This window comes from Cyclobacterium sp. 1_MG-2023 (genome assembly GCF_030546805.1).
GTDB lineage: Bacteria > Bacteroidota > Bacteroidia > Cytophagales > Cyclobacteriaceae > Cyclobacterium.
Genome location: NZ_JAUOPC010000004.1, coordinates 420,684 through 443,823 on the forward strand (window position 1 = coordinate 420,684; position 23,140 = coordinate 443,823).

The 23,140-nt window shown below is 39.6% G+C and carries 16 protein-coding genes; 9 read left to right on the top strand and 7 right to left on the bottom strand.

The genetic code is table 11. The features are described 5' to 3' along the window. The first annotated feature begins 77 nt into the window (after nt 1-77). The 7 genes from Q4534_RS08380 to Q4534_RS08410 all read left to right on the top strand — a co-directional run bounded on the left by Q4534_RS08380 (nt 78) and on the right by Q4534_RS08410 (nt 10,197). Complete coding sequence (locus Q4534_RS08380) at nt 78-2,486, top strand: PSD1 and planctomycete cytochrome C domain-containing protein (RefSeq protein WP_303612716.1); 2,409 nt, start codon at nt 78-80, stop codon at nt 2,484-2,486. A gap of 3 nt (nt 2,487-2,489) precedes the next feature. Beyond that, nucleotides 2,490-3,947 (top strand): DUF1501 domain-containing protein, encoded by a 1,458-nt coding sequence (locus tag Q4534_RS08385; protein ID WP_303612717.1) that lies wholly within the window; start codon nt 2,490-2,492, stop codon nt 3,945-3,947. Nucleotides 3,948-4,071: 124 nt separating this feature from the next. Continuing rightward, nucleotides 4,072-5,028 (top strand): aldo/keto reductase, encoded by a 957-nt coding sequence (locus Q4534_RS08390; protein ID WP_303612718.1) that lies wholly within the window; start codon nt 4,072-4,074, stop codon nt 5,026-5,028. A 32-nt stretch (nt 5,029-5,060) separates the two neighbouring features. Beyond that, nucleotides 5,061-6,017 carry an aldo/keto reductase gene (locus Q4534_RS08395; RefSeq protein ID WP_303612719.1) on the top strand — a complete coding sequence of 319 codons (957 nt, stop codon included), beginning with the start codon at nt 5,061-5,063 and terminating at the stop codon, nt 6,015-6,017. Between the two features lie 587 nt (nt 6,018-6,604). Continuing rightward, nucleotides 6,605-7,033, top strand: a complete 429-nt coding sequence (locus Q4534_RS08400) for a response regulator (protein WP_303612720.1) — start codon at nt 6,605-6,607, stop codon at nt 7,031-7,033. Nucleotides 7,034-7,164: 131 nt separating this feature from the next. Beyond that, nucleotides 7,165-8,640 carry a sulfatase gene (locus Q4534_RS08405; RefSeq protein WP_303612721.1) on the top strand — a complete coding sequence of 492 codons (1,476 nt, stop codon included), beginning with the start codon at nt 7,165-7,167 and terminating at the stop codon, nt 8,638-8,640. A gap of 138 nt (nt 8,641-8,778) precedes the next feature. After that, nucleotides 8,779-10,197, top strand: a complete 1,419-nt coding sequence (locus tag Q4534_RS08410; RefSeq protein ID WP_303612722.1) for a Glu/Leu/Phe/Val dehydrogenase — start codon at nt 8,779-8,781, stop codon at nt 10,195-10,197. A gap of 228 nt (nt 10,198-10,425) precedes the next feature. On the opposite strand, the gene Q4534_RS08415 is transcribed toward Q4534_RS08410, so the two are convergent. Together Q4534_RS08415 and Q4534_RS08420 are read right to left on the bottom strand one after the other, a co-directional pair. Then, the gene (locus Q4534_RS08415) at nt 10,426-11,295 is read right to left on the bottom strand and encodes a DUF1080 domain-containing protein (protein WP_303612723.1); all 870 of its coding nucleotides are present in this window, start codon (nt 11,293-11,295) and stop codon (nt 10,426-10,428) included. 24 nt (nt 11,296-11,319) lie between these two features. Beyond that, the gene (locus Q4534_RS08420) at nt 11,320-12,408 is read right to left on the bottom strand and encodes a hypothetical protein (protein ID WP_303612724.1); all 1,089 of its coding nucleotides are present in this window, start codon (nt 12,406-12,408) and stop codon (nt 11,320-11,322) included. Nucleotides 12,409-12,595: 187 nt separating this feature from the next. Here Q4534_RS08420 and Q4534_RS08425 point away from each other — a divergent pair, with 187 nt between their 5' ends. Further along, nucleotides 12,596-14,008 carry a Gfo/Idh/MocA family protein gene (locus tag Q4534_RS08425; protein WP_303612725.1) on the top strand — a complete coding sequence of 471 codons (1,413 nt, stop codon included), beginning with the start codon at nt 12,596-12,598 and terminating at the stop codon, nt 14,006-14,008. Nucleotides 14,009-14,189: 181 nt separating this feature from the next. Further along, nucleotides 14,190-15,788 (top strand): arylsulfatase, encoded by a 1,599-nt coding sequence (locus Q4534_RS08430; protein WP_303612726.1) that lies wholly within the window; start codon nt 14,190-14,192, stop codon nt 15,786-15,788. 2 nt (nt 15,789-15,790) lie between these two features. Here the strand turns inward: Q4534_RS08430 and Q4534_RS08435 are convergent, their stop codons facing one another. The 5 genes from Q4534_RS08435 to Q4534_RS08455 all read right to left on the bottom strand — a co-directional run bounded on the left by Q4534_RS08435 (nt 15,791) and on the right by Q4534_RS08455 (nt 23,058). Then, the gene (locus Q4534_RS08435; RefSeq protein ID WP_303612727.1) at nt 15,791-16,951 is read right to left on the bottom strand and encodes a VCBS repeat-containing protein; all 1,161 of its coding nucleotides are present in this window, start codon (nt 16,949-16,951) and stop codon (nt 15,791-15,793) included. A gap of 1 nt (nt 16,952) precedes the next feature. Then, the gene (locus Q4534_RS08440; protein ID WP_303612728.1) at nt 16,953-20,039 is read right to left on the bottom strand and encodes a PVC-type heme-binding CxxCH protein; all 3,087 of its coding nucleotides are present in this window, start codon (nt 20,037-20,039) and stop codon (nt 16,953-16,955) included. 209 nt (nt 20,040-20,248) lie between these two features. Continuing rightward, nucleotides 20,249-20,437 carry a hypothetical protein gene (locus Q4534_RS08445; protein WP_303612729.1) on the bottom strand — a complete coding sequence of 63 codons (189 nt, stop codon included), beginning with the start codon at nt 20,435-20,437 and terminating at the stop codon, nt 20,249-20,251. Between the two features lie 275 nt (nt 20,438-20,712). Further along, on the bottom strand, nt 20,713-21,492 hold the full coding sequence (locus tag Q4534_RS08450; protein ID WP_303612730.1) for a DUF1080 domain-containing protein: 780 nt from the start codon (nt 21,490-21,492) through the stop codon (nt 20,713-20,715). 48 nt (nt 21,493-21,540) lie between these two features. Continuing rightward, nucleotides 21,541-23,058, bottom strand: coding sequence for a DUF4301 family protein (locus Q4534_RS08455; RefSeq protein WP_303612731.1), 1,518 nt, complete (start codon nt 23,056-23,058; stop codon nt 21,541-21,543). Nucleotides 23,059-23,140: the final 82 nt, after the last annotated feature.

Here is a 23,140-nt window from a genome sequence, read left to right on the forward strand (position 1 = left end):
ATTTAAGGTATTGGATATGGAGGAAGGTTAAAAAATAATGGTTTTGCTTTTAAAGGGTAAATAACTATTTTAACGAAATGATTTTGATAAAGGGGAGTAAAATATTTTGGGTAACACCTTTTTTAGGATGGTTAATTTTAGTGGCTGTATCCATAGCTTGCAAAGAAAACCGAAGTCATGATGTTTTTGAATTTCCTGACCAAATCAGTTATAACCTTCATGTAAGACCGATCTTATCTGAAAATTGTTTCACCTGTCATGGTCCGGATGCCAATAAACGAGAAGCGGGTCTCCGATTAGATATCGCTTCGGAAGCTTATGCAGCCTTAAAGGAAAGTCCCGGCAAACATGCCATTATTCCCGGTTCTTCTATAGAATCGTTGGCATTTAGTAGAATGATTTCATCAGACCCGAAAGAGAAAATGCCACCTCCGGCATCCAATTTGAAACTAAGTGATCATCAGATCGAGTTAATTAAAAAATGGATAGATGCGGGAGCTGTGTATGAGCCTCATTGGGCCTTTGTTCCTCCCACAAAGACGCCTCTTCCGAAAGTGAAAAATGAGGATTGGGCACAGAATGAAATAGATTACTTTATATTAAGTAAGATGGAGGAGAAAGGTTTGGATCCTTCAGCAATGTCGGATGGCCTGACCCTTATGAGAAGGCTATATTTTGATTTAATTGGCTTGCCACCAAGTTCGGAAGTTTTGGATAATTTGGAAGAAAATGGCATGGATCCGGAAGCAGTAATAGACCGATTGTTTAAGTCAGCTGCTTATGGAGAGAAAATGGCAGTTTCCTGGATGGATGTGTCTCGATATGCCGATAGCCATGGTTACCAAGATGATTATTACCGGACGCAATGGCCTTGGCGGGATTGGGTCATTCATGCATTTAACAAAAACATGCCCTATGACCAATTTATTACCTGGCAACTGGCAGGGGACTTGCTTCCCAATGCAAGTAAAGAACAATTGTTGGCCACAGGTTTTAACCGGAACCATAAAATTACAGAAGAGTCCGGAGCCATTGATGAAGAGTACCGTGTTATGTATGCGATTGACCGAACCAATACCTTGGGTAAGGCCATGCTTGGAGTTACCTTGGAATGTGCCCAATGTCATGATCATAAATACGATCCAATTTCCCAAAAAGAATATTTTCAGACCTATGCCTTTTTTAATACTGTTGCTGAATGGGGCATAGAAGAAAAAACGCCGGGTTTCTCTAAGAAAAGTCCGGCGAAATATCCCTTGATGGAAATTAGCGATAAAGATGTCAAAGAACTGCTTCAATTCATTAATATGCCTGATAGTGTTGCTAGAGTAAATAGGTTGATGGCAGGAATGACCAAAGGAACCAATTACAATTCTTTACTTGATGAAGCCAAGGTGCTTAAGGTTGCAGTTATGGGGGAGTTGGATAGCACTCGAAATACCTATATATTGGAGAGGGGAGCCTATGATGCACACGGCGAAAAAGTAGAACCGGGGGTTCCCGCTTCCATACTACCTTTTCCTGACAGTCTTTCTAAAAATAGGTTAGGGTTATCAAAATGGTTGTTTGATAAGAATAACCCATTGACTGCAAGGGTTTTTGTAAACAGAATCTGGCAAGAACTTTTCGGTGTAGGAATAGTAAATACTCCCGGAGATTTTGGATTGCAAGGTAATTTACCCATCAATCAGGAATTACTAGATTGGTTGGCTGTGGACTTTATTGCGCATGGCTGGGATATACAATACTTATTAAAGAAGATCATGCTTTCCTCTACTTACCAACAATCTTCAATTGTCAAAAAGGAGCATTTAACGCTTGATCCGGAAAACAAGTATTTGGCCAGATTCCCTAGGCTCAGGTTAAAAGCAGAAGAAATAAGGGATTTAATATTGGCAAGTAGTGGGTTGCTAAATAAAGAAATAGGAGGGCCGTCTGTAAAGACCTATCAGCCCGAAGGCTTATGGGAGGCAGCCACCTCAGGTAGAGGTAATCTTTCCAAATTTCAATTGGATACCGGGAAATACCTTTATAGAAGGGGTTTGTATACTTTTATCAAGAGGACCGTTCCTCCGCCCAATATGATGTTATTTGATGCAAGTAACAGGGATGCCTGCGAGGTGGAAAGGTTGAAAACCAGTACCCCATTACAGGCTTTGGTGATGATGAATGATCCTGTGGTATTGGAGGCTTCCAGGGTATTTGCTGCCAGATTATTAAAAAAGGATCCAAAACCTGAAAAAGGAATAGCTTATGCTTTCTACAGTATTATTGGCAGAAAACCTGATGAAACAGAACGGAAAATATTGAGCAAACATTTGACAAGCTTTTTGGAAGAATATAGTAGTGATAATAAAAAAGCTAAAAAGATAGTTGATGTAGGAAGGTATCCTTTAATGGATGATATACCGGTCGAAAAACATGCAGCTTTGGCACAGGTAATCACGCTTATTTATAATTTGGAAGCCAGCATTACGAAAGCTTAAATTATGGAAAAAGAAATATTGGATCATGGGTTGAATCTAAATAGGAGGCATTTTCTTTCCAAGCTGAGCTTGGGTTTGGGAAGTGCAGCTTTAGGCTCTCTTTTAATCCCCGATTTATTTAGAGGTAATAATTTTGGAGGTAATGGTGAATTGGGGAAAAGTTTGCCCCATTTTGCCCCTAAAGCCAAAAGGGTGATCTATCTGTTTCAAAATGGCGCCCCATCTCAGCTGGAATCTTTTGACTTCAAACCTAAGCTTCGGGATTTGTGGGGGCAGGAGTTACCGGATTCTATTCGACAAGGACAAAGGCTTACAGGAATGACTGCCAGTCAAAGCAGTTTTCCAATGGTAGGGTCTTTTTGTGATTTTCAGCAATATGGACAAGCCAGGGCTTGGGTGAGTTCCCTGTTTCCGCATACTGCAAAGATTGTCGATGACATTTGCATCATAAAATCCATGCATACCGAAGCCATCAATCATGATCCTGCGCTAACTTTTTTCCAAACCGGAGCCCAACAAGGAAACCGACCTAGTATGGGCTCTTGGCTGAGTTATGGGCTTGGTAGTGAGAATAATAATCTACCTGCTTTTACAGTATTGCTATCTAAAGGTAATGGCAATGGACAGGGTGTCTACGCGAAGCTATGGAGCAACGGTTTTTTGCCATCGGCACATCAGGGTGTGCAGTTTAGCAATGGGGAGGATCCGGTACTTTATCTCAATGATCAGCAAGGAATGACCAAGGCCGATAGGAGGAAAATGCTCGACAACTTAGCAGCCTTAAATCACCATGCCTATGAAAAAATCGGAGACCCGGAGATTCAGGCCAAAGTAGCCCAATATGAGTTGGCCTATAGAATGCAGACGGCTGTTCCTGAAGCCACAGACTTGTCTAAGGAACCGGATAGTGTTTTTGAAATGTATGGGGAGGATAGCCGTAAACCGGGGACTTTTGCAGCAAACTGTTTGTTGGCACGTAAGCTTTCTGAGTCCGGTGTGCGATTTGTTCAACTTTATCATCAAGGTTGGGATCAGCATGGAAACCTTCCTAATGAAATGACCGTACAGGCTAAGGATGTGGACCAAGCTTCTGCTGCTTTGGTAAAAGACTTAAAACAGCGTGGATTGCTTGACGAAACCTTGGTGATTTGGGGAGGAGAATTTGGTCGGACCAATTATTCACAGGGTCGATTAACCCAAGACAATTATGGTAGAGACCACCATCCCAGGTGTTTTAGTATTTGGATGGCCGGTGGAGGGATAAAACCTGGTATAGTTTATGGGGCGACTGATGACTTGGGCTATAATATCACAGAAAACCCGGTGCACGTTCATGATTTTCAAGCTACTGTATTGCATCAGCTTGGATTAGACCATGAACGGTTGACATATAGGCATCTGGGGCGTAAATTCCGACTTACTGATGTCTCTGGACAAGTGATTAAAGAATTGTTGGTTTGATCGAATGCCCTGCAATTCCTGTGAAAAACAAGCGGGTTTTTTAACTTTGCTAAATAAAATCAGTTTAATTAGATTTGATCAAGAAGTGATTCATCTGCTTCATCTATCCATATAATTTATTAGAATGAAAAACTTATTATTTGAAAACGGGGACAAAATGCCATCCCTAGGGCTAGGAACATGGAAATCTAAACCAAATGAAGTCTATGAAGCAGTGCTTCACGCCATAGAGGTAGGGTATCGGCACATCGATTGTGCTTATGTATATAAAAATGAAAGTGAGATTGGGCAGGCTATTAGTGAGGCCATTGCTAAAGGATTGGTTAAAAGAGAGGATCTGTGGATCACCTCCAAGTTATGGAATGATGCTCACCTGCCACAAGATGTGCTGCCTGCCATCCAAAATAGTCTAAAGGATTTACAATTGGATTATCTTGATTTGTATTTGGTTCATTGGCCTGTAGCTTTAAAAAAAGGCGTAGGCTTACCCTCAGACCCTAGCGAATTTTTAACCAAAGAACAAGCCCCTTTAGCGGATACTTGGGCTGAAATGGAAAAACTACATAGAGAAGGCTTGACGCGTCAAATTGGTGTTTCCAACTTCAATTCTGCAAAAATTGAAACCCTGAAGGAAAATGCTTCCATAATGCCAACGGTGAACCAAATAGAGTTTCATCCTTACCTGCCACAAGAGAAGTTAAAAGAATATTGTGACCAAAATGGCATCCACATTACCGGCTATGGGCCTCTTGGTGCTGCCTATAGGGTTGCTGATAATGAGGTGGATCATCCCATTTTACTAGAGAACAAAGCATTGAAAGAGATTGCTGCGAAACATTCAGCGACAGTGGCACAAGTAGTTCTTGCTTGGGCCATTGAGAAAGGGGTATCGGTAGTGCCCAAATCTGTTAATTTTAATCGAATAGAAGAGAATTTTGCTGCAGGCAATTTATCCCTAGACGAAGAAGATATGAAAATAATAAGTAACCTTGGCGGTCCCTATCGTTATACGCATGGCAGTGCTTGGGTAGGTGAAATCAGTCCTTATGATTTTTCTGACATTTGGGAAGAATGTCTATAATTCAAACATAAATTTTAATAAAGAAATTAAGCATGAAATACATCACATTTAAAAACCAAGATAAAATGCCTATGCTGGGCTTGGGAACTTGGAAATCCGGACCAGGTGAAGTCTATCAGGCTGTGCTCTGGGCAATTGAAGCTGGTTACAGGCATATTGATTGTGCAGCCATCTATCAAAATGAAAAAGAGGTGGGAGATGCTTTACAAAAAGCCTTTGAAGAGGGAATTGTCAAAAGAGAAGAGCTTTGGATTACTTCTAAGCTTTGGAACAATGCCCATGAGTTGGATAAAGTTGAAGGAGGTATTCAGCAGACTTTGGCAGACTTGCAGTTGGATTATTTGGACCTTTACCTAATCCATTGGCCGATTTCTTTAAAGGATGGGGTAACCTTTCCGGGTACTGGAGAAGATTTTCTTGATTACAAAACCGTTCCCCTTTCAGAAACTTGGAAAGGAATGGAGGCACTAAAAGAAAAAGGCTTGACAAAGCATATAGGGGTGTCCAATTTTAATATTGCAAAGCTAAAAGAAGTTCAACTCAATTGCAGTATTGCACCTGAAATGAATCAGATAGAGCTGCATCCGTATTTACCCCAAAATGGACTGGTGGATTATTGCAAGCAAAATGGGATAAATGTTACGGCCTATTCTCCTTTAGGCTCGGCTGACAGACCAAAAGCCAGACAAAAAGATAGCGACCCTATTTTAATGGAGCATAAAGTTTTCAAAGACTTGGCTGAAAAGCATGCTTGTTCAGTCGCACAAATTCTTATCGCTTGGTCATTGCATAGAGACATCGCAGTTATTCCAAAGTCAGCAAATAAAGAAAGAATTGCCGCAAACCTTAAATCTAAGGACATTGAGCTTTCGGCAGATGACTTAAAGAAGATCGATTCAATTGAAGGGCACCATAGATACATTGATGGCACGTTCTTCACAGAGGTTCCCGGTAGTCCTTTTGAGCAATCGGATCTTTGGGAGGGTTAATAAACTACTCGTTTTATTGTATTAAATAAAAAAAAGGGTGTTTTAATTATAATGAACTTCAATATGGGCGGGTAGAGCAGGATCCGCCCATTTAATTTCCGGAATAGCCAAAACTGATTAATGTGTATTTTTAAAGTATTTGAAAAATTAGCCTATACTTATTCAAAAAAATTAACAAACCACTACTAAAACACATAAATTTTCAATTTGAATAAAAATGTTTTAATTTTGTGGCTAGTTCAGAACTAACTTGTAAATACAAAGGTTAGGTTTGATTATTTATCAATATGCAATTGCTTGTTTAAGCCGGCTTCTTACATGAATTTCCAATTTTATAAGTGCCAAGCAAATCAGTTGACTAGAGGTGTTTGGGAATTAAGGGGGTGAACTATTTGTTTTGTTCAATTAGGGATTACAGCAATTTTATCTTAACTTAAAAAATAGGAGTGAATGATAATTACAATTCATGTTGGCACTATTCCATAGATTAGTTCAAGTACACATCAATGCGGGAAAATTTATACGCCCGAAAAATAGTATATAAAAGTTGGGGATTTTGATAGTCATATTTTAGAACAATAGATAAAATGAAATCAGCACATATTTTATTGGTAGAAGACAATGAAGGTGATATTTTTTTAACACTTGAAGCTTTAAAAGAAAGTGAAATAGAAAACAAAGTAAGTATAGCACGTGATGGACAGGAGGCCTTGGATTTTATTTTTAAAACCAATGGTTTTGAGCAACAAACTACCCCTGATTTAATTATCCTTGATGTAAACCTTCCTAAAAAAAGTGGGCATGAGGTATTGCTTGAACTAAAGCAACACGATAACTACAAAAAAATCCCTGTCGTTATTCTGTCAACTTCCAGCTCTAAAAAAGATATTGATTTATCGTATCAGAATTATGCAAATTGCTACATTACCAAACCTGCGGAGGTTGCTGATTTTCTAAAGACAATTGCATCTATACAAAATTATTGGTTTGAAACCGCTTCTTTACCTGTTAATTGACCTGCCTGAAAATTTCAATTCAAGGATACAACTTGCTCTTTTTTATCTTGTATTAGTAATAAAATTACAGCATTCTTATTTGTTAAATGCATTGATTTGGGTATATTCTATCCGGAAAAAATTGGATAAGAATGTATACACCTTTTACACAGCCATCCGGTCGGATGGGCTTTTTATTTATTGTATTAATTGTTAGTACAATTTTCGGTTGTACAAGTAGCAGCGCTGTAAAAAAAGAGCAGAGTGAACCAACCCAACCCAATATTGTAATCATTTTTACAGATGACCAAGGCTATGAAGATGTAGGGGTTTTTGGTGCGAAAAATATCAAGACACCCAACTTGGACCTTATGGCCAAAAATGGTGTTCAGTTTACAAACTTTCATGTATCCAATGCAGTTTGTTCTGCATCAAGGGCCTCAATTCTTACAGGGTGTTACTCCAATCGCCTTGGTATTTTTGGAGCCCTCTCTGATCGCAGTAAACACGGTTTATCACCGGAGGAGACAACTATTGCTGAGTTGCTGAAACCCAAAGGCTATGCAACCGGAATTGTAGGCAAGTGGCATTTGGGACATCTTGAACCATTTTTACCGACCAAACAAGGTTTTGATGAGTTTTTTGGGCTTCCTTATTCCAATGATATGTGGCCTTATCACCCTGAAAGACCGGATGATTACCCTCCGCTTCCCTTGTATCAAAATGAAACGATTATTGATACATTAACTGAGCAGAGCATGCTAACAACTTGGTATACAGAAAAGGCTGTTGATTTTATTGACAGAAATAGCCATCAACCATTTTTTCTTTATTTGGCTCACAATATGCCTCATGTACCCTTATTTGTGTCTGAAAAATTTAAAGGGAAGTCCGAGGCGGGCATTTATGGAGATGTAATCATGGAAATTGACTGGTCAGTAGGACAGGTATTAGAAGCATTAAAGAATAATGGTCTGGAAGAAAACACCTTGGTCATCTTTACTTCGGACAATGGCCCTTGGCTTTCTTATGGAACTCATGCAGGTAGTACCGGTATTTTCAAAGAGGGAAAAGGTACTTCTTGGGAGGGAGGTATACGTGTTCCGGCCATAATGCAATGGAAAGGAAAAATTCCTAAAGGGCAAGTTCAAGATAAAATAGCAATGACCATAGACCTATTACCTACCATTGCTCATATTACCGGAGCGCCTTTGCCTGAGAAAACCATTGATGGAAAAAATATTTGGCCATTAATTAGTATGGAAGAGGGAGCTGAATCTCCTCAGGAAGCCTATTATATTTATTATAACAAAAACGAATTGCAAGCAGTTATTTCAGGTAAATGGAAGCTGTATTTTCCACATAGGTATCGTACGCTTCCGGATGATTATGTAAAGCCTTCCAATGGAATACCTGTAAAATATGAGATGTTAACATTGGAAGAAATGGAGCTGTATGATTTAGAGAAGGATCCATCAGAGCGTTATAATATTATTGAAGACAATGATGAGGTGGTAAAGAAGTTGCAGGCATTGGCTGAAAAAGCAAGGGAGGATATGGGAGACGCATTGCAGCAAAGAGTGGGGCAAAATGTTCGCTTGGCAAAGAGATTTGATGCTTTTAAGTGAAATTCATCAATTGATTCTTTAATCTTGGTAGCAAAGATAAGGATTGCATGATTAACGGATCATAAGCTTTTTATTTTAGGCATAGACCTTGCGGTCAGGTATCTGGAATTTTTGTTAAAAAGATTAAATTTAAGGTTTATGAATGCAAAAGCAGAATACAGTCTATTTGATGATGTAAATAAAGTTGTAGATCATGCAGCCAGCCATATGGACATACACCCCGGCTTGCTGGAGCAGATAAAATTATGCAATAGCATTTATAAATTTAATTTTCCGCTAAGGAATGGTGATGGAACCTATCAAGTTATAGAAGGGTACAGGGTGCAGCATTCACATCACAAATTGCCTGTAAAGGGTGGTATCCGGTATAGCAGTTTTGTGAATGAAGAAGAAGTCAAAGGACTTGCAGCATTGATGACCTATAAATGTGCCTTGGTAAATATTCCTTATGGTGGTGCCAAGGGTGGTGTAAGGATAGATCATAAGAAGTATACACGTGACCAATTGGAGAAAATAACAAGAAGGTATACTTCTGAATTGATTAAAAAGAAGTTCATCGGCCCGGCCATAGATGTTCCTGCTCCGGATTATGGCACAAGTAGTCAAGAGATGGCTTGGATAGTAGATACTTTTGAGGCTTTTAACCCTGAAGTGATCAATGCCAAGGGTTGTGTTACCGGTAAACCCCTCTCTCAGCATGGTATTGAGGGTAGAACAGAAGCCACGGGTATGGGAGTATACATTGGGATTCGAGAGGCTGTAAGTGTCAGAGAGGATATGGATGAACTGGGATTAAAAGTTGGCTTGAAAGGAAAAACAGTTGTCTTGCAGGGCTTGGGTAATGTAGGTTTTTATTCTGCCAAATACCTTTCAGAAGCCGGAGCGAAGATTATTGGAATAGCAGAATATAATGGTGGACTTTGGGATGAAAATGGCATAGATATCGATGAAATTAAAGCCTATCAACTAGAAAATAAAAGTTTTAAGGGCTATGAAAAAGGTGAATTTATTGAGAATGCCAATTCTCTGTTAACCAAACCTTGTGATATTTTGATCCCTGCAGCTTTGGAAAATCAAATCACTTCAGAAAATGCCCATGACATTCAAGCGAAACTTATCGCTGAGGCTGCGAATGGGCCCGTAACACAAGAAGCCAATACCATACTACTGGAGAAGGGAATCATGATTATTCCAGATATGTACCTCAATGCAGGAGGGGTAACTGTCTCTTATTTTGAGTGGTTGAAAAACCTTTCAAGGGTATCTTTCGGGAAATTAGAGAAAAGATACGACATGAAAAAATATGATGAACTACTAGAAGGCATTGAAAAGGCTACAGGAGATTCATTTAGTGATGAGCAGAAAAGGGTTATAATCAAAGGGGCAAGTGAGAGGGATTTGGTTAACTCCGGGCTTGAAGAAACAATGGTAACTGCTTATCACCATATGAACAGTGTGCGTAAGGAAAAAGGCATTAAAGACCTGAGAACAGCCGGATTTATTGTAGCGCTCGAAAGAATAGCTATTTCTTATACCGACCTAGGTATTTTTCCTTAAGTACAATTCGATTCGGAAATTGGAATGCTAGCACTAAGGGGCAAGGCCATAAGTTGACGCTTTAAATAAACCCTCATATTCTTTAGGGGATAATTCATAAAAAATGGGGCCCGGATTAAAATAATCCGAGCCCCATTCCATTTTAAATAGATGCAAGCTTTTCAAGGCTCGAATGGCGTAATTAGCTGAAGATTTTTCAGTAATTGCCTATGGCTTATCCTTAAACCATTAATTTTTGGCAGCTTTCAATTGATTCAACACCTTTTTAAGCATTTCTGTATCGTCTTTATAAGGGCTTAGGTCAAATATTTTCACACTTTTAAAATCAATAGGATGGCTTTCACTTTGTAGGGAAATATAGCCCTCAGAAATTAGCTGGCCATCTTTCAAGACTTCAGGGTTATGGTTGCTTACATTGCCGCCTCCCATTTGAGGTTGTAAGTAGGTCAGCACAGTGTCTTGTTCTATGATGTGATGAATAATTGAATCACCTAAAACCAAAAAGTCGGCGGTAACCCACTGGTCACCATGGTAGGTTTTTGAGGAGGAGCTGACGCAATGTGGAGTAAAAAGCTCACCATCCATTACCACATTGGTTCCGGGTGTACATAAATTACTGGTGGTTCTGGGATTTTCGCCATCTCCTCCTAGAAGTTGGCCTTCTATGGAGATAGGGAAGTCTTGGTCTTTCAGCATGGTTTCCGGATCTTGGCCGTGGAGCATTACACCGGAATTTCTCAAGGCCCATCCTTCGCCTCCCGGGGCTTGTTCTCCAACAAATCTGTATTCAACCCTATACAGGTAGTATGAAAAAGGCTCATCATAAAAGATATGTCCATACTGTCGGTCAAAGTCTTCATAACCATCATACCTTACTTTTAGTAGGCCATCTTCTACAGAAAAGGTATTTGCATAATTCTCGTCAAGTTCATGTTTGGCTATTTTAATACGCCAATTGTCCATGTCTTTGCCATTAAATAAAGTGCGCCATCCGTCTTCAATATTTACAGATTCACTTTTGTTGTGGCCTGAACAAGAAGCCAGCAAAGTGGCCAGTAGGATCATTAAAGGAATGACTTTTTGTAGTTGTGTTTTCATCAGGTTATCGGAGTATATTGTTTTTTAATTTCTTGCTAATTGCAATTTTAGCACTTGAGCTTGATTGCTACCCATTGGTAATGTCTTGGGATTTATCAAACCATAAAATGCCTGCTCTTCTTCCTCGAAGTTAAGCAGAAAGAGTATGTTAAAGGGCAGTTCTATGGGATTTGCCCAACCGGTCTCGTTATTGTAAACTTGCAATTGTTTGCCGGGAATCTTTTTTCCGGGGCTTGGTTCCTCCTTTAATAAGCCGTCTATATAAACTACTGCAAAACCATTTTTAAGGGCAAAAAGATTGGTGATTTCACCTTCTACCAATACTGAACCATCATTGCCCAGCGGGAGTTCCTGACCTTTAATTTGTATAAAGTCTTCTGAATCTAATGGGACACTGTTAACCCATGTGCCATTATTTGCCAGATCATATTTGCTGACAAGGGGCTCTTTATTGAAAACAAAGTATAGCGAATTGCCTGAAATACTAATTAATGCTGTTGGTGGTTCGAAATGCAGACTCTCTTGGTATTGGCTTTCGGGGGAAAGTTTTAGAAAAGGAGTCGCTTCTCCGGTGCTAGGGTTTAATTTTTCCAATAAATAATTGTCTCTGTAATAACCTAAATCATAAGGGCTTTTATTGTTTCTTCCGGGGTGAAATAACAATAATTCATCTTTATAAATATTAATCGCATTTTGATTTCTTTTGAGGTCAAGCGATCCATTAGGGAAGGGCATATTAGCCTTTTTTATCAGGTTCAATTGCTCATCAAGTAAGCCAATTTCACCCCTAATAGATTTGGCGAGAATATTTCCATTTTCTATTATTTTCAAGCCATTTACATAATACAAACCACTATCACCGCTAATAGGGATTTTGTTGTTTGCCAAAACATTTCCGGAACTGTCAAACTTCAGGTACTCTCCATTTTGGTAATTGTATATTAGACCGGTGTGGTGCGCATAAGTACCTGCATGAATATCACCAGTAAATGGAATTTTTAAGGTATCTAAAACCACCAATTCATATTGGCCGCTGTTACGCTGAAATTGATTGCATGAGCCGCTTAAAAGGGCAATGACTAAAATAGTAAATAGGTAGGTTTTAACTTTCATCCTGAAATTTAAGGGCAATTTTCAGCCTTTTCAAGTTTTTTGTTTAAAGTAATTTTTAAAATTCACCAAAAATATAGACTTTACCTCTATCTTCAAATTTATGTTTCTACAAAAAGACCTTTCTATTGTCTTTAGCTTTGCTTAGTAAAATAAGTTTGAAATTTAATCAATCAATTAACAATTAATAATGAATAACCAAAGAAGACGTTTTATTAAATCTAGTGCTTTGGGTGCGGCAGGTGTATCCTTAATACCTTCGTTTGTCCTCGGAAATCAAACCGGACATGTGGCACCAAGTGAAAAAGTGAATCTGGCCTGCTGTGGAATTGGTCACAGGGGAGGAGAGGTTGTCAAATCTTTATATGCCACAGGTTTGGCAAATGTTGTTGCGCTATGTGATGTGGACATGGGTGCTGAGCATACTTTAGAGGTAATGAAAATGTTTCCGAATGTGCCTAGGTTTAAGGATTTTAGGGAGATGTTTGATAAGATGGGCAAAGATATAGAAGCTGTTTCTGTTGGGACACCGGATTTTTCTCATTTTCCGATTACCATGTTGGCCATGTCTATGGGAGTTCATGTTTACGTGGAAAAACCAATGGCCAGGACTTTTAATGAAGTCCAACTGATGATGGATGGTGCGAATAAATACAATGTAGTTACCCAAATGGGTAATCAAGGTCACTCAGAAGCTAATTATTTCCAGTTCAAAGCTTGGAAGGAAGCAGGGATAATCAAGGATGTTACTGCCATGACTGCCCATATGAATGGCCGAAGAAGATGGCACGGTTGGGATCCAAAAATCTTTTCATTTCCTGCCGAACAACCCATGCCATCGACCATGGATTGGGATACTTGGTTGGGAACCTCCCATCATCATGATTATCATCAAGACTTGGTCAATGGACAGTGGAGATGTTGGTATGACTTTGGTATGGGAGCTTTAGGAGACTGGGGAGCACATATCATGGATACTGCCCACGAATTTTTGGAGTTGGGTTTACCTGAGGAAGTTGTTCCATTGAGATTGGATGATCATAATACCTTCTTTTTCCCAATGGAATCAACACTGGAATTTAAATTCCCCAAAAGGGGTAATATGCCGGCGATGACCATTACCTGGTATGATGGCCAGAATAATATCCCTCCGGTACCTGCCGGTTATGGAGTTTCTGAACTTGATCCAAATATTCCACCACCAAGTAATGGACAGTTGCAGCCTGCAAAACTGAATCCAGGAAAAATTATTTATGGTGGAGAGCTTACTTTCAAAGGCGGATCACATGGAAGTACCCTTTCCATTATACCAGAGGAGAAGGCAAAAGATATGGCAGGCCAATTACCTGAAGTTCCGGAAAGCCCTTCCAATCACTTTGCCAATTTCTTGAAAGCTTGTAAAGGTGAAGAGAAAGCAAGGTCTTCCTTTGATATTGCAGGTCCTTTGAGTCAGGTGTTTTCTTTGGGCGTGCTATCACAAAGACTAGGTGCCAAATTGGAATTTGATAGGGAAACCAAGCAAGTCACCAATCATGCCTTGGCCAATGAGTTGTTGTCAGGTGTTTCTCCTAGAAAAGGATGGGAAGAGTTTTATAAACTTTAAAAGCTATTTTAAGCAAGAGATTCTTTGAAAAGAATTTTAACTTTTAAATTTGATTCTGGTAAGAAAGCAATTTAATTGCTGCTTATCAGAATCATTTTTTTTTGCAATGATAGAAGAAATCTCTCGAGTGGACGCAAAGCGTATTGCCATGAACCAATGTTAAAGTAAAAATAACATCACAATGTCTAAGTTATTAAACCAAGTCAAAAATTATATCGGAATGCCGGAGGGCTATTCATTTATTTTATTTGGAATCGCCTCCATGCTTATTATAGTCCTACTATTGGGGTTTTCCGGCCGACAATCTTCATTGGTAAAAAAACCAAATGTTGTGATCATTTTTGCAGATGATATGGGATATGGGGATATTCAATCTTTAAATCCCTTGTCCAGGATAAAAACACCGGCAATTGATGAGCTTGTAAATTCAGGGATTTCATTTGAAAATGCCCATGCCAGCGCCTCTGTATGTACCCCTTCAAGGTATGGCCTGCTAACCGGAAGGTATGCATTTAGAACACCGGCAGCCGCAGGTGGGATTGGTGGTTTTACACCTTCTGTTATAGAAAAGGAAAGGCTTACCATTGCTAGTATTTTAAAAAATGCCGGCTATAATACAGCCATTACCGGCAAATGGCATTTAGGCTTAAATTGGGCTACCAAAGATCAAAATATAGCCCAAAGAGATGCTTCAACGGGTTATTCAAATGTAGATTATTCTTCTCCGGTAAAATCCGGGCCAAATGATTTTGGTTTTGATTATTCTTATATTCATCCGGCCTCTTTAGATATCCCTCCTTATGTTTTTCTTGAAAATGGTCAGGTGGTGGACCCCAATATTATCTTGACAACAGCTGTTTATCCCATAAGAAAAGCAAACACTGAATTTTCTTGGGACAAAAAACACAGTGATGACAGAGCGGTTTATTGGGAAAAAGGTGTTTGGTGGAGGTTGGGAGAGATGTCTGCAACTTTTAGGGTAGAAGATTGTCTGGAGACCATTGTAGCACAGGGAGAAAAATTTATTGGAAAACAAAGTGCAGAGAAGCCGTTTTTTCTATATATGCCATTGACCGGCCCCCATACCCCTTGGCTACCCTCTGAAGAAAACAAAGGTAAATCGGGTGCAGGATTGTATGGTGATTTTGTTATGGATATTGATCAGGTTGTCGCCAGAATTAAGTCAAAATTGAAAGCTGAAGGTTTATTGGACAATACCCTAATTATTTTTAGTAGTGACAATGGAGCCTATTGGCCGGAGGAGGAAATTCTTTTGCATGGGCATGATTCCAATAAAGGGAGTAGGGGGCAAAAAGGTGATGTGTGGAACGGTGGTCACAGAGTTCCTTTGGTGATTTCTTGGCCCAATGGCATCAAAAAGAGCAATACCTATAAAGGCTTGGTTAGCCTAACCGACATTTATGCAACCTTGGCAAGTTTAACCGGTGAAAAGATACCGGCAGGCGAGGGTATTGACAGTAAAGATTTTGGACCGGTTTTGACGGGGGACATGTCTTTTACCAGCCGAAATAATATGGTACACCATTCATCTGCAGGAATGTTTGCCATTCGTGAAGGCGATTGGAAATACATCGATGGCCTAGGCTCGGGAGGCTTCACTTACCCGGTTCGATTAAATCCCGATGACAAAGGGCCCGTAGGCCAATTGTACCAATTGAATAAAGATCCGTTGGAAAGCACCAACTTATTTGAAGCATTCCCGGAGAAGATTGATCGGATGAAGCAAAAATTGGAAGAAATTAAAAGTGCAGGGGAGTAGGTTTATTCCTGCTCTTGTTCAAAGACAAAAACTCCCTTTTTATTGGCCACAATGATGTCCAGGAGGCCATGGCCAAAAAAGTCTGCTACAGTTACTTGTACTCCCACGCCTGAATCCCGGTCGATGGTATGCTTTATCCACTTGGATTGTGTGCCGGGCTGAAACTCAAACCAAGCCAGTACCGGTGGTTCATTGCCTCCCGGGTCTTTTCCCATATGGGCATAATACCGCTTGCCGGTCACCAGATCCAAATGCCCATCCCTGTTGATGTCTACCAATTCCAAGGCATGGGTTTGGGAAAAGCTATCGTCAATTAAATGTGTTTTCCATGCATCGCTTTGGTCTTGTTCATGCCACCAAATACCAAGTTCGTGTGCAGCAGAAGATAGTATTTCAGGTTTTTGGTCACCATTAATATCATGGGCAAACATTTGCGCCGAGGGCTCTCCAAAATTAGCAGGTTGAAATTTCCAGGGACCCTTTGTGGGATCCTCGGGGGATTTCCACCATCCTTCAGTAATGATAAGATCCTTGTGCCCATCCAGGTCGATATCCCCCATGCCTAAACCATGCGCGTAGCGGGCGGTGCCGGGGCTTTCTTTATCACTAATCGTAAATTTATCCCAAGTTAAATTGTTAGGCCTTGAAGGGGCACGGTACCAAACCATTTCACCGGTTTCTGGAATGCTACCTACCAAATCCATTCTGCCATCTTTGTCCACATCGTAAAAACCTGCAGACTCATTGCCTAATGCCGGGCAAATGGTGTGGATTTCCCATAAACCGGCTTGGTTTTTAGGGTTTTCAAACCATAGCACAGCTTCTCCCGGAAATCCTATCCTTACAAAGTCTACCCAGCCATCCATGTTCACATCCATGCCATGACTAATGAATGCATTACTATACCCTTTATCGTATTCAAATATTTTAGGTTCTTCTAATTCATGAGGCTTCCATTTTGGTGCCTCAAACCAATAAGCTCCTGCCATAACATCCATTAGGCCGTCCTGATTAACATCTCCAATGGCGGCACCTTCTGCAAGAAATTGGGTACTCAACACATGTTTTTTGAAAGTAATGGGTGAGGAGCTTTGAGAAAGGGCCGGGCGGATGCCTGCAATTAAAACTAAGGCAAATAGAAAGGGTTGAATTGGCTGGAACATTTTAGCGAAGATTTAGTAAATAGGTCATTAAACCATTGAATTGTGATTGATCAAATGTGCTTCCAAAATGATCAGGCATTAGGGTAAGGGTAGAGGGTGTTTGTTTTTTTATGTCTTTTTTGGGAATTGTAAACTCATTTCCGGATTGGTCTGCCATTACCAGCACTTGCCCATCTTCTCGTCGAAACAAGCCGGATTTGGTTTGCCCGTCTTTTAGGTGGATGGTGTAAGTACGGAAGTTTTCTGAGATATTTCTATTTGGATCCAATACCTTTGTGGCCAAAGCTTCCACACCCCAATTGCCCACACCGTCTAATTGAGGCCCGATCATTCCTCCTTTTTCACCTACTCGATGACATATGCCGCAATTCTCTTCAAAAAGCGCCTTCCCGGCAACCAACTGTTCAGGATCATTTTTAAAAGCTTCGGTTCGCTGAACGATTAAGGCTTGTTTTTCATCGCTGATTGGAGGTAAATTCATGGTTAATTCCTCATAAGTTGATTTCTGTGCTTCATTGGCTCCAGACAGAAACCTTTCTTCCACTTGTCGTGCTTTGAGTACCCTTGCCGGTGCATGTCCTTCTTTTATTAATTTTAAGAGCCGACTTTTCCCTTTTACTGAAGTTGAAAGTTGTGCGGCAATATGTTCCTGCAATTCCATTGGGGTATTCTTCAAGCCATTTCCTAAGGCGTCCAAAGCTCGATCAGAAGTGGATTTCCCTATTGCTTCTACTATTATTTTCCGGAAACCTATACTACTATTGCCATTTCTTAACCACTTTTTAAGGAAATCAATTTGAGTTTTTGGGTCAATTTCCATTAAAGCATTTACACTTAATTCTCTCAGGTCTGTTGCTGTCTCGGAATCGTTAATCAATGCTATAATTGGTGGAATGTTTTCATGACTTTTTAACTGACCGGAAAGTTGAATGGCGTATTTTAATGCCTCCATATCCTGTTCAGTTTTATTGGCTTTATCAGAAGTGTTTGCTTTAATAACCGCATGACTAATTTGTGAATTCCATGTATTGAGTATTGCGGGAAAAGTCATTCCTTGCTGTCTTGCCCCATTATTTAAAGCCATTGCTTTTTTGAAAGTAGGAATATTGGGCATTGTAGTTTTTGCCAGCTCAATAATACCTGCCATCTTAGATGCAGGAAGGGTTCTGGCTATAGCAGTTAAATAGGCGAGAAACTTTTCTTCTGAAACCTTGGTGTTACTTAAGTATTCCATTAAAAATTCTCCGGCTTTTTTGGATCTTGTGTCTGAAAAAATCAAAGCCACCAACTCTTTTTCATCCTCGGACCAATTTTTTGCAGCCATTGCAGTTAAAATTTCAGGATTTTGGGCATGTTGAAAAAGTGCATATTTTAAGGCATAAATTAAATGGCTGTCTTCCTCTTTGGTTTTTAGTAGGGTTTGTAAGATGGGGGAAACCATATCCATACCATGATGTCTAATTAACGTTTCAGCGGCAACTCTCCTCACATGGGCACTTTCGTCTGACAAGCCATTTTTAACCCAATCAAATTTCTGCTGGTTAAAGCTTTGGAATTCACTTAAAATCCGAAATGCGTGAACTCGAACGAGTTCCTTTTCACTAGTCAGTGCGGTTTTTAAGCTTTGATCTGTTAATGCATCTAATCTAAATAAAGCCCATAAAACCTGAACGTTTTGAATGTCCAGCATTCCCCCGTTCGCTACAAGCTTTTTTAAAACAGGGATAGCAGAGGTTGAAAATCTATCTACAATCTCATCTGTTGCCATTATTCTAGTTTGTAAGATCGGATCCCCTAATTTTTCTATGAGAAAGTCTAGATTAACTGCCGACCAATCGATCGGTGATTTTTGGGATCCATTATAGGTGATTTTCCAAATTCTACCGCTATTCCTATCCCTTTCAGGATGATCTAAGGGTACCTCATAATGGCCTATAATACTATTGTAAAAATCGGCAATATACATGGCCCCATCAGGTCCGATCTTTATATCTACAGGCCTAAACCAGGGATCTTTGCTCACCAAAAAATCTGCTTTTCTGCTGGCTTTTGGGGTTGATCCGTTAAATGCCATGGTGCTTCTACTGATCCTGCAGGTAACCACATCACCGGAGTAAAAGCTGTTTTGGTATTCTTCCGGAAATTGATTGTCAGTATAATATACAAGGCCGGACAAGGCAGTGGAGTTAAGTCCATAATCCATCATGGTGGGCGCATGTCCCATATTTGGCTCCATTTTACCCCACTGGGTGTAGTTACCATTCCATATGATTTGATAAATGGGCAGGGTATGACAATCAGCGGAATAATGGTAACCCCATTTGTCCAGGTCTGACCCGAAAGGGTTGATTCTTCCATCACTTGTTTTTTCCACATGCTGGCCATCCATTGTGAAGCGAAAGGTGTTACCGGAGGTCATTGTAATGGAATTGCCATCTTTTCCTGACACAGTTGAGACATTGCTATAACCATGGGAGGCATGAATCCATCCATCCAAGCCTCTGAAAAGATTGTTGATCATACCATGGGTATCTTTGGTCTCGAAAGGTCCTAGTAGGATCTCTCTTTTGTCTGCGACATCGTCCCCATTGGTATCATAAAATCGATAGATATTGGGTATACTAAAAGCGATGGCCCCGTCTTTTACAGGTTGAATTCCTATGGGGATGTTTAGGTCATTGGCAAAATCGGTTATTTTATCTGCTTTTCCGTCCTGATCAGTATCTTCCAATATGCTTATTCGGTCTGTACCTAAGCCAGGGCCGGCTTTGATCGGATACTCCGAGGATTGTGTTACCCATAACCTGCCTTTTTCATCAAATGCCATATTGATTGGCTTGGTGATTTCCGGCTCGGAAGCAAAAAGAGTAACCTCAAAGCCCGGGGGTAAGGAGAAATCCTTTAGCTCTTCAGCAGGACTTTGGAAGGAAGTGGTCCTGACATGTTCCGCATAAATAGGATCCGGCTTTTCATCTATATAGGCTGTGGGGTCTTGTAACCTTTTGTTTGCTTCAGAGCCTTCGTTCTCTCTTTTACAAGAAAGCAGAGAAAGTGCAATTAGGCAATGGATTAATTGGGGGCTTTTCATTAATTGGGAGGAAATAGTTAATAATTATCCACGTTAACTTAATGTTTATTCCCTAAAAAATCAATGTATTATTGGTGTGATTATATGAATGGTGAAATTTTTATTCAAAATTAAAGGGCAAAATAAAATATTAATGCCCTTGTAGGATGTTTTGCAAATTATAAAAATTAAAGACTATATTCGCTATTGTATTGTTTAGTAGTGAATTATTAGTTTTTGTCCTTTAGGGTTTTTAATAGGCCCAAGCCGGAGCTAAAAAAGATAAAACCCAAAACCAGACATACGGTAATTATTTTCCAATCACCTTCTTCAGGCACTAAAAATAAGTAGGCGCCATAAATTAATGCCCCTAATCCCAATATAGATAAAAAGGGACCAAATATTTTTTTGAAGTTCATAATGCTTTTTTATCAAGCTTTGAGGCAAATATATTGCCAAAATTCAGTAAAGAATGAGAAAAGACCATTTACTGGTAGTGTCAGAGGCAAAGGGGGGATTATTTTTTTTGTAAAAGCGGATAATCTGTAATTTTTATTTAATTTTATACTGCATAATTCGGTTTTCCTGCTCAATTGAGGTACAAAAAAAAACGCATTTTCCGAAACTCTCGAAAAATGCGTTTATTCAATGATTAATGCTTTTACCTGAAACAATTGAGCGCTTATTGATTGATCTAAAAATCGGTATCTGCTTTTTCCAATTTTAACCTTTCAATCCATATATTTCGGAAAAGGACTTCGTGACCTTCGGCTTGAAGTTTAATTCCTCCGGGTCGGTTTGTAATCCCTTCACCACCGTTTCTTCCACCATCCAATCCGGAGTTGGGGCCACCCCAAACTTTTTGGATAGAGACATTTTCATGGATTTTTTCACCATTAAAATAAATGGTGGTCATCGCTTTTTCGGTCAGTTTACCATGTTCATCAAATCTTGCAGCCCTAAATTGAATATCATAAGCATTCCATTTACGAAGCCCATTGTACACCTCATAGGGAGCAGCTTTTTCATTAATTATGGCTGCCATTCCATGCGTAGTACTGTCTCCATCGAGAATTTGAATTTCGTAGCGATTCTGTAAATAAACCCCACTATTTCCACCCTCATTTTTTATTAAGAATTCCACATGAAGTCTAAAATCTGTGTATTTCTTTTTTGTAACAATATCTGCAGCTCCATATTTACCTCCAGCAGCAGCGGGATCATTGGCACTTACTGCTTGGCCCTTCTCTATAGGATCATCTACAATTTCCCATTTAATGGGAAGTGATGCAGCAATTCTTGGTCCTTCCCAATAGGTCCAGTTTTTTTTTAGTGAGCCTTTTTTCCCATTAAACAATTGATCAGCCCCTTTAGGAGCTTCAGTGCCCACACCAATTTGCGCCAATAGTGGGATTTGAAACAAAAGGCTTAAAAGGATTAAGGTTAGGGTTTTGTTATTGTTGTGTAAATTCATAATCACATGATGAAAATAGTGTAAGACAATGTATAAATGTGCCTTTTGTTATTGGTGAACGTCTCTTAATAAGTCATTGATGGTTTTGACAGGGTTAAAAGTGATCAATGGTACCACAACAAATATTGAATTCCAATTGGCCATGGAGCCGTTCCATAGGCCGGGAAGCTCTTGGGCTTTAAGATCTCTTCCACTTTTGGATTTTTGTGTGATAAATCCGGTTTTAGGATCCCTGTATTTCATCAGGTCAAAGGCTTTGCCCTGATAATCACGGATACCACAAACCAAATCGGTGGGGTTAAAATGAGTAGAAGATTTGAAGTGAGCTTCTTGTGCTTTGTCCTCCAGGTTTAACTGGGCAGTTTCTCCTATTTGAAGGGATAAACTTCCATCGGTATCTTTTACCCAAAAAGGGCCGCCTCCGGGTTCACCTGTATTCTCTACCATGCCGCAAACGCGCATTGGTCGGTTAAGCTTTACCTTCAAATAAGCCGCTTTTTCTTCCAGGATCTTTGAATCATAAGTGGGAGCTAATTTTCCTCCAATTACACTTGTAAATACCTCTTCAGCCTGAGTAACTGAGGAATCGGTGATGGCTTCATCCAGTTGATTTAAGGCTGCAAAAGTTTTGTCTTGAGCAGCTATAAGTAAACCTCCAATTGCTTGTTTGTAATCGGTTGTGGTTTCCTTTAACCTATCCGGAACAACATTGTCTATGTTTTTTATAAACACAAGGTCGGCTTCAATTTCATTCAAGTTTTCCAACAAGGCACCATGACCTGCAGGTCTAAATAATGGCTCTCCATTGTCTTCTAGGAAGGGCTGGTTTTCAAGATCCACAGCAATGGTGTTAGTAGATTTCTTTTGTTGCGAAAAGCTTATTTCAAACTTCACTCCAAAAGTACTTTCCATTTTAGGCTGTACTTCTGCCACTTTTTCCTCAAACCTTTTTTGATGTTCAGGGGAGACTGTAAAATGAAGCCTTACCGTGTTGTTTTTTCCAACACCATATTGTGCTCCCTCTACAAAATGTTCCTCTACAGGCGTACGGCTTTCGTTAGCATACTTATGAAACTTTAACAAGCCCTTAGGTAAACTACCGTAGGAAAGGTAGTCGTCTTCAAGTAAGTGCTTTACTATAAGGGTATATTCTTTGTCTTCGATGGCTTTAGAGATACTTGAGCCAACTTTTTTTAAGCTATTGTCAAGGTCCTCATAAAAAGCAAATGAGTTGATATTTGAAATAAAAGTTTGGGTAAAGGCATCGTTTTCTAAATCATTGTCATTTTTTTCTAAAAAACTGAAAAGGTTTTTAAACATTCTACTTGCCGCACCACTGGCCGGTACAAACTTAACGATTGTTTTTTCTTTTGATTTGTCTGAATAATCCTTGATGGTTTTTTGAAGTTCAGCATCAGATAATTCCAAGATGCCATCGTTGATCTTGGCAGCATGATCGATGTCTAGAAAAGGAAATCCTTCCCTAAAGTTTTTAATTTGTTCTTCAACTATTCCCAAGGACATGCCTTGGCCTTCTATTTTTTTCTTGAGTTCGTTAGATAACATGATTTGAAAATGTGGTTATGGATTTTTTTTAGACAGTCCAATATAATAATTCATTTTATGAAAGTACCAATTATGTAGGGGA

Coding starts and splice junctions, on each gene's coding strand:
- Q4534_RS08395 (WP_303612719.1), top strand. CDS start 5,061: ATGAAATACATCACATTTAAAAACCAAGATAAAATGCCTATGCTGGGC.
- Q4534_RS08430 (WP_303612726.1), top strand. CDS start 14,190: ATGTCTAAGTTATTAAACCAAGTCAAAAATTATATCGGAATGCCGGAG.
- Q4534_RS08445 (WP_303612729.1), bottom strand. CDS start 20,437: ATGAACTTCAAAAAAATATTTGGTCCCTTTTTATCTATATTGGGATTA.
- Q4534_RS08440 (WP_303612728.1), bottom strand. CDS start 20,039: ATGAAAAGCCCCCAATTAATCCATTGCCTAATTGCACTTTCTCTGCTT.
- Q4534_RS08385 (WP_303612717.1), top strand. CDS start 2,490: ATGGAAAAAGAAATATTGGATCATGGGTTGAATCTAAATAGGAGGCAT.
- Q4534_RS08455 (WP_303612731.1), bottom strand. CDS start 23,058: ATGTTATCTAACGAACTCAAGAAAAAAATAGAAGGCCAAGGCATGTCC.
- Q4534_RS08420 (WP_303612724.1), bottom strand. CDS start 12,408: ATGAAAGTTAAAACCTACCTATTTACTATTTTAGTCATTGCCCTTTTA.
- Q4534_RS08415 (WP_303612723.1), bottom strand. CDS start 11,295: ATGAAAACACAACTACAAAAAGTCATTCCTTTAATGATCCTACTGGCC.
- Q4534_RS08425 (WP_303612725.1), top strand. CDS start 12,596: ATGAATAACCAAAGAAGACGTTTTATTAAATCTAGTGCTTTGGGTGCG.
- Q4534_RS08400 (WP_303612720.1), top strand. CDS start 6,605: ATGAAATCAGCACATATTTTATTGGTAGAAGACAATGAAGGTGATATT.
- Q4534_RS08380 (WP_303612716.1), top strand. CDS start 78: ATGATTTTGATAAAGGGGAGTAAAATATTTTGGGTAACACCTTTTTTA.
- Q4534_RS08390 (WP_303612718.1), top strand. CDS start 4,072: ATGAAAAACTTATTATTTGAAAACGGGGACAAAATGCCATCCCTAGGG.
- Q4534_RS08450 (WP_303612730.1), bottom strand. CDS start 21,492: ATGAATTTACACAACAATAACAAAACCCTAACCTTAATCCTTTTAAGC.
- Q4534_RS08405 (WP_303612721.1), top strand. CDS start 7,165: ATGTATACACCTTTTACACAGCCATCCGGTCGGATGGGCTTTTTATTT.
- Q4534_RS08410 (WP_303612722.1), top strand. CDS start 8,779: ATGAATGCAAAAGCAGAATACAGTCTATTTGATGATGTAAATAAAGTT.
- Q4534_RS08435 (WP_303612727.1), bottom strand. CDS start 16,951: ATGTTCCAGCCAATTCAACCCTTTCTATTTGCCTTAGTTTTAATTGCA.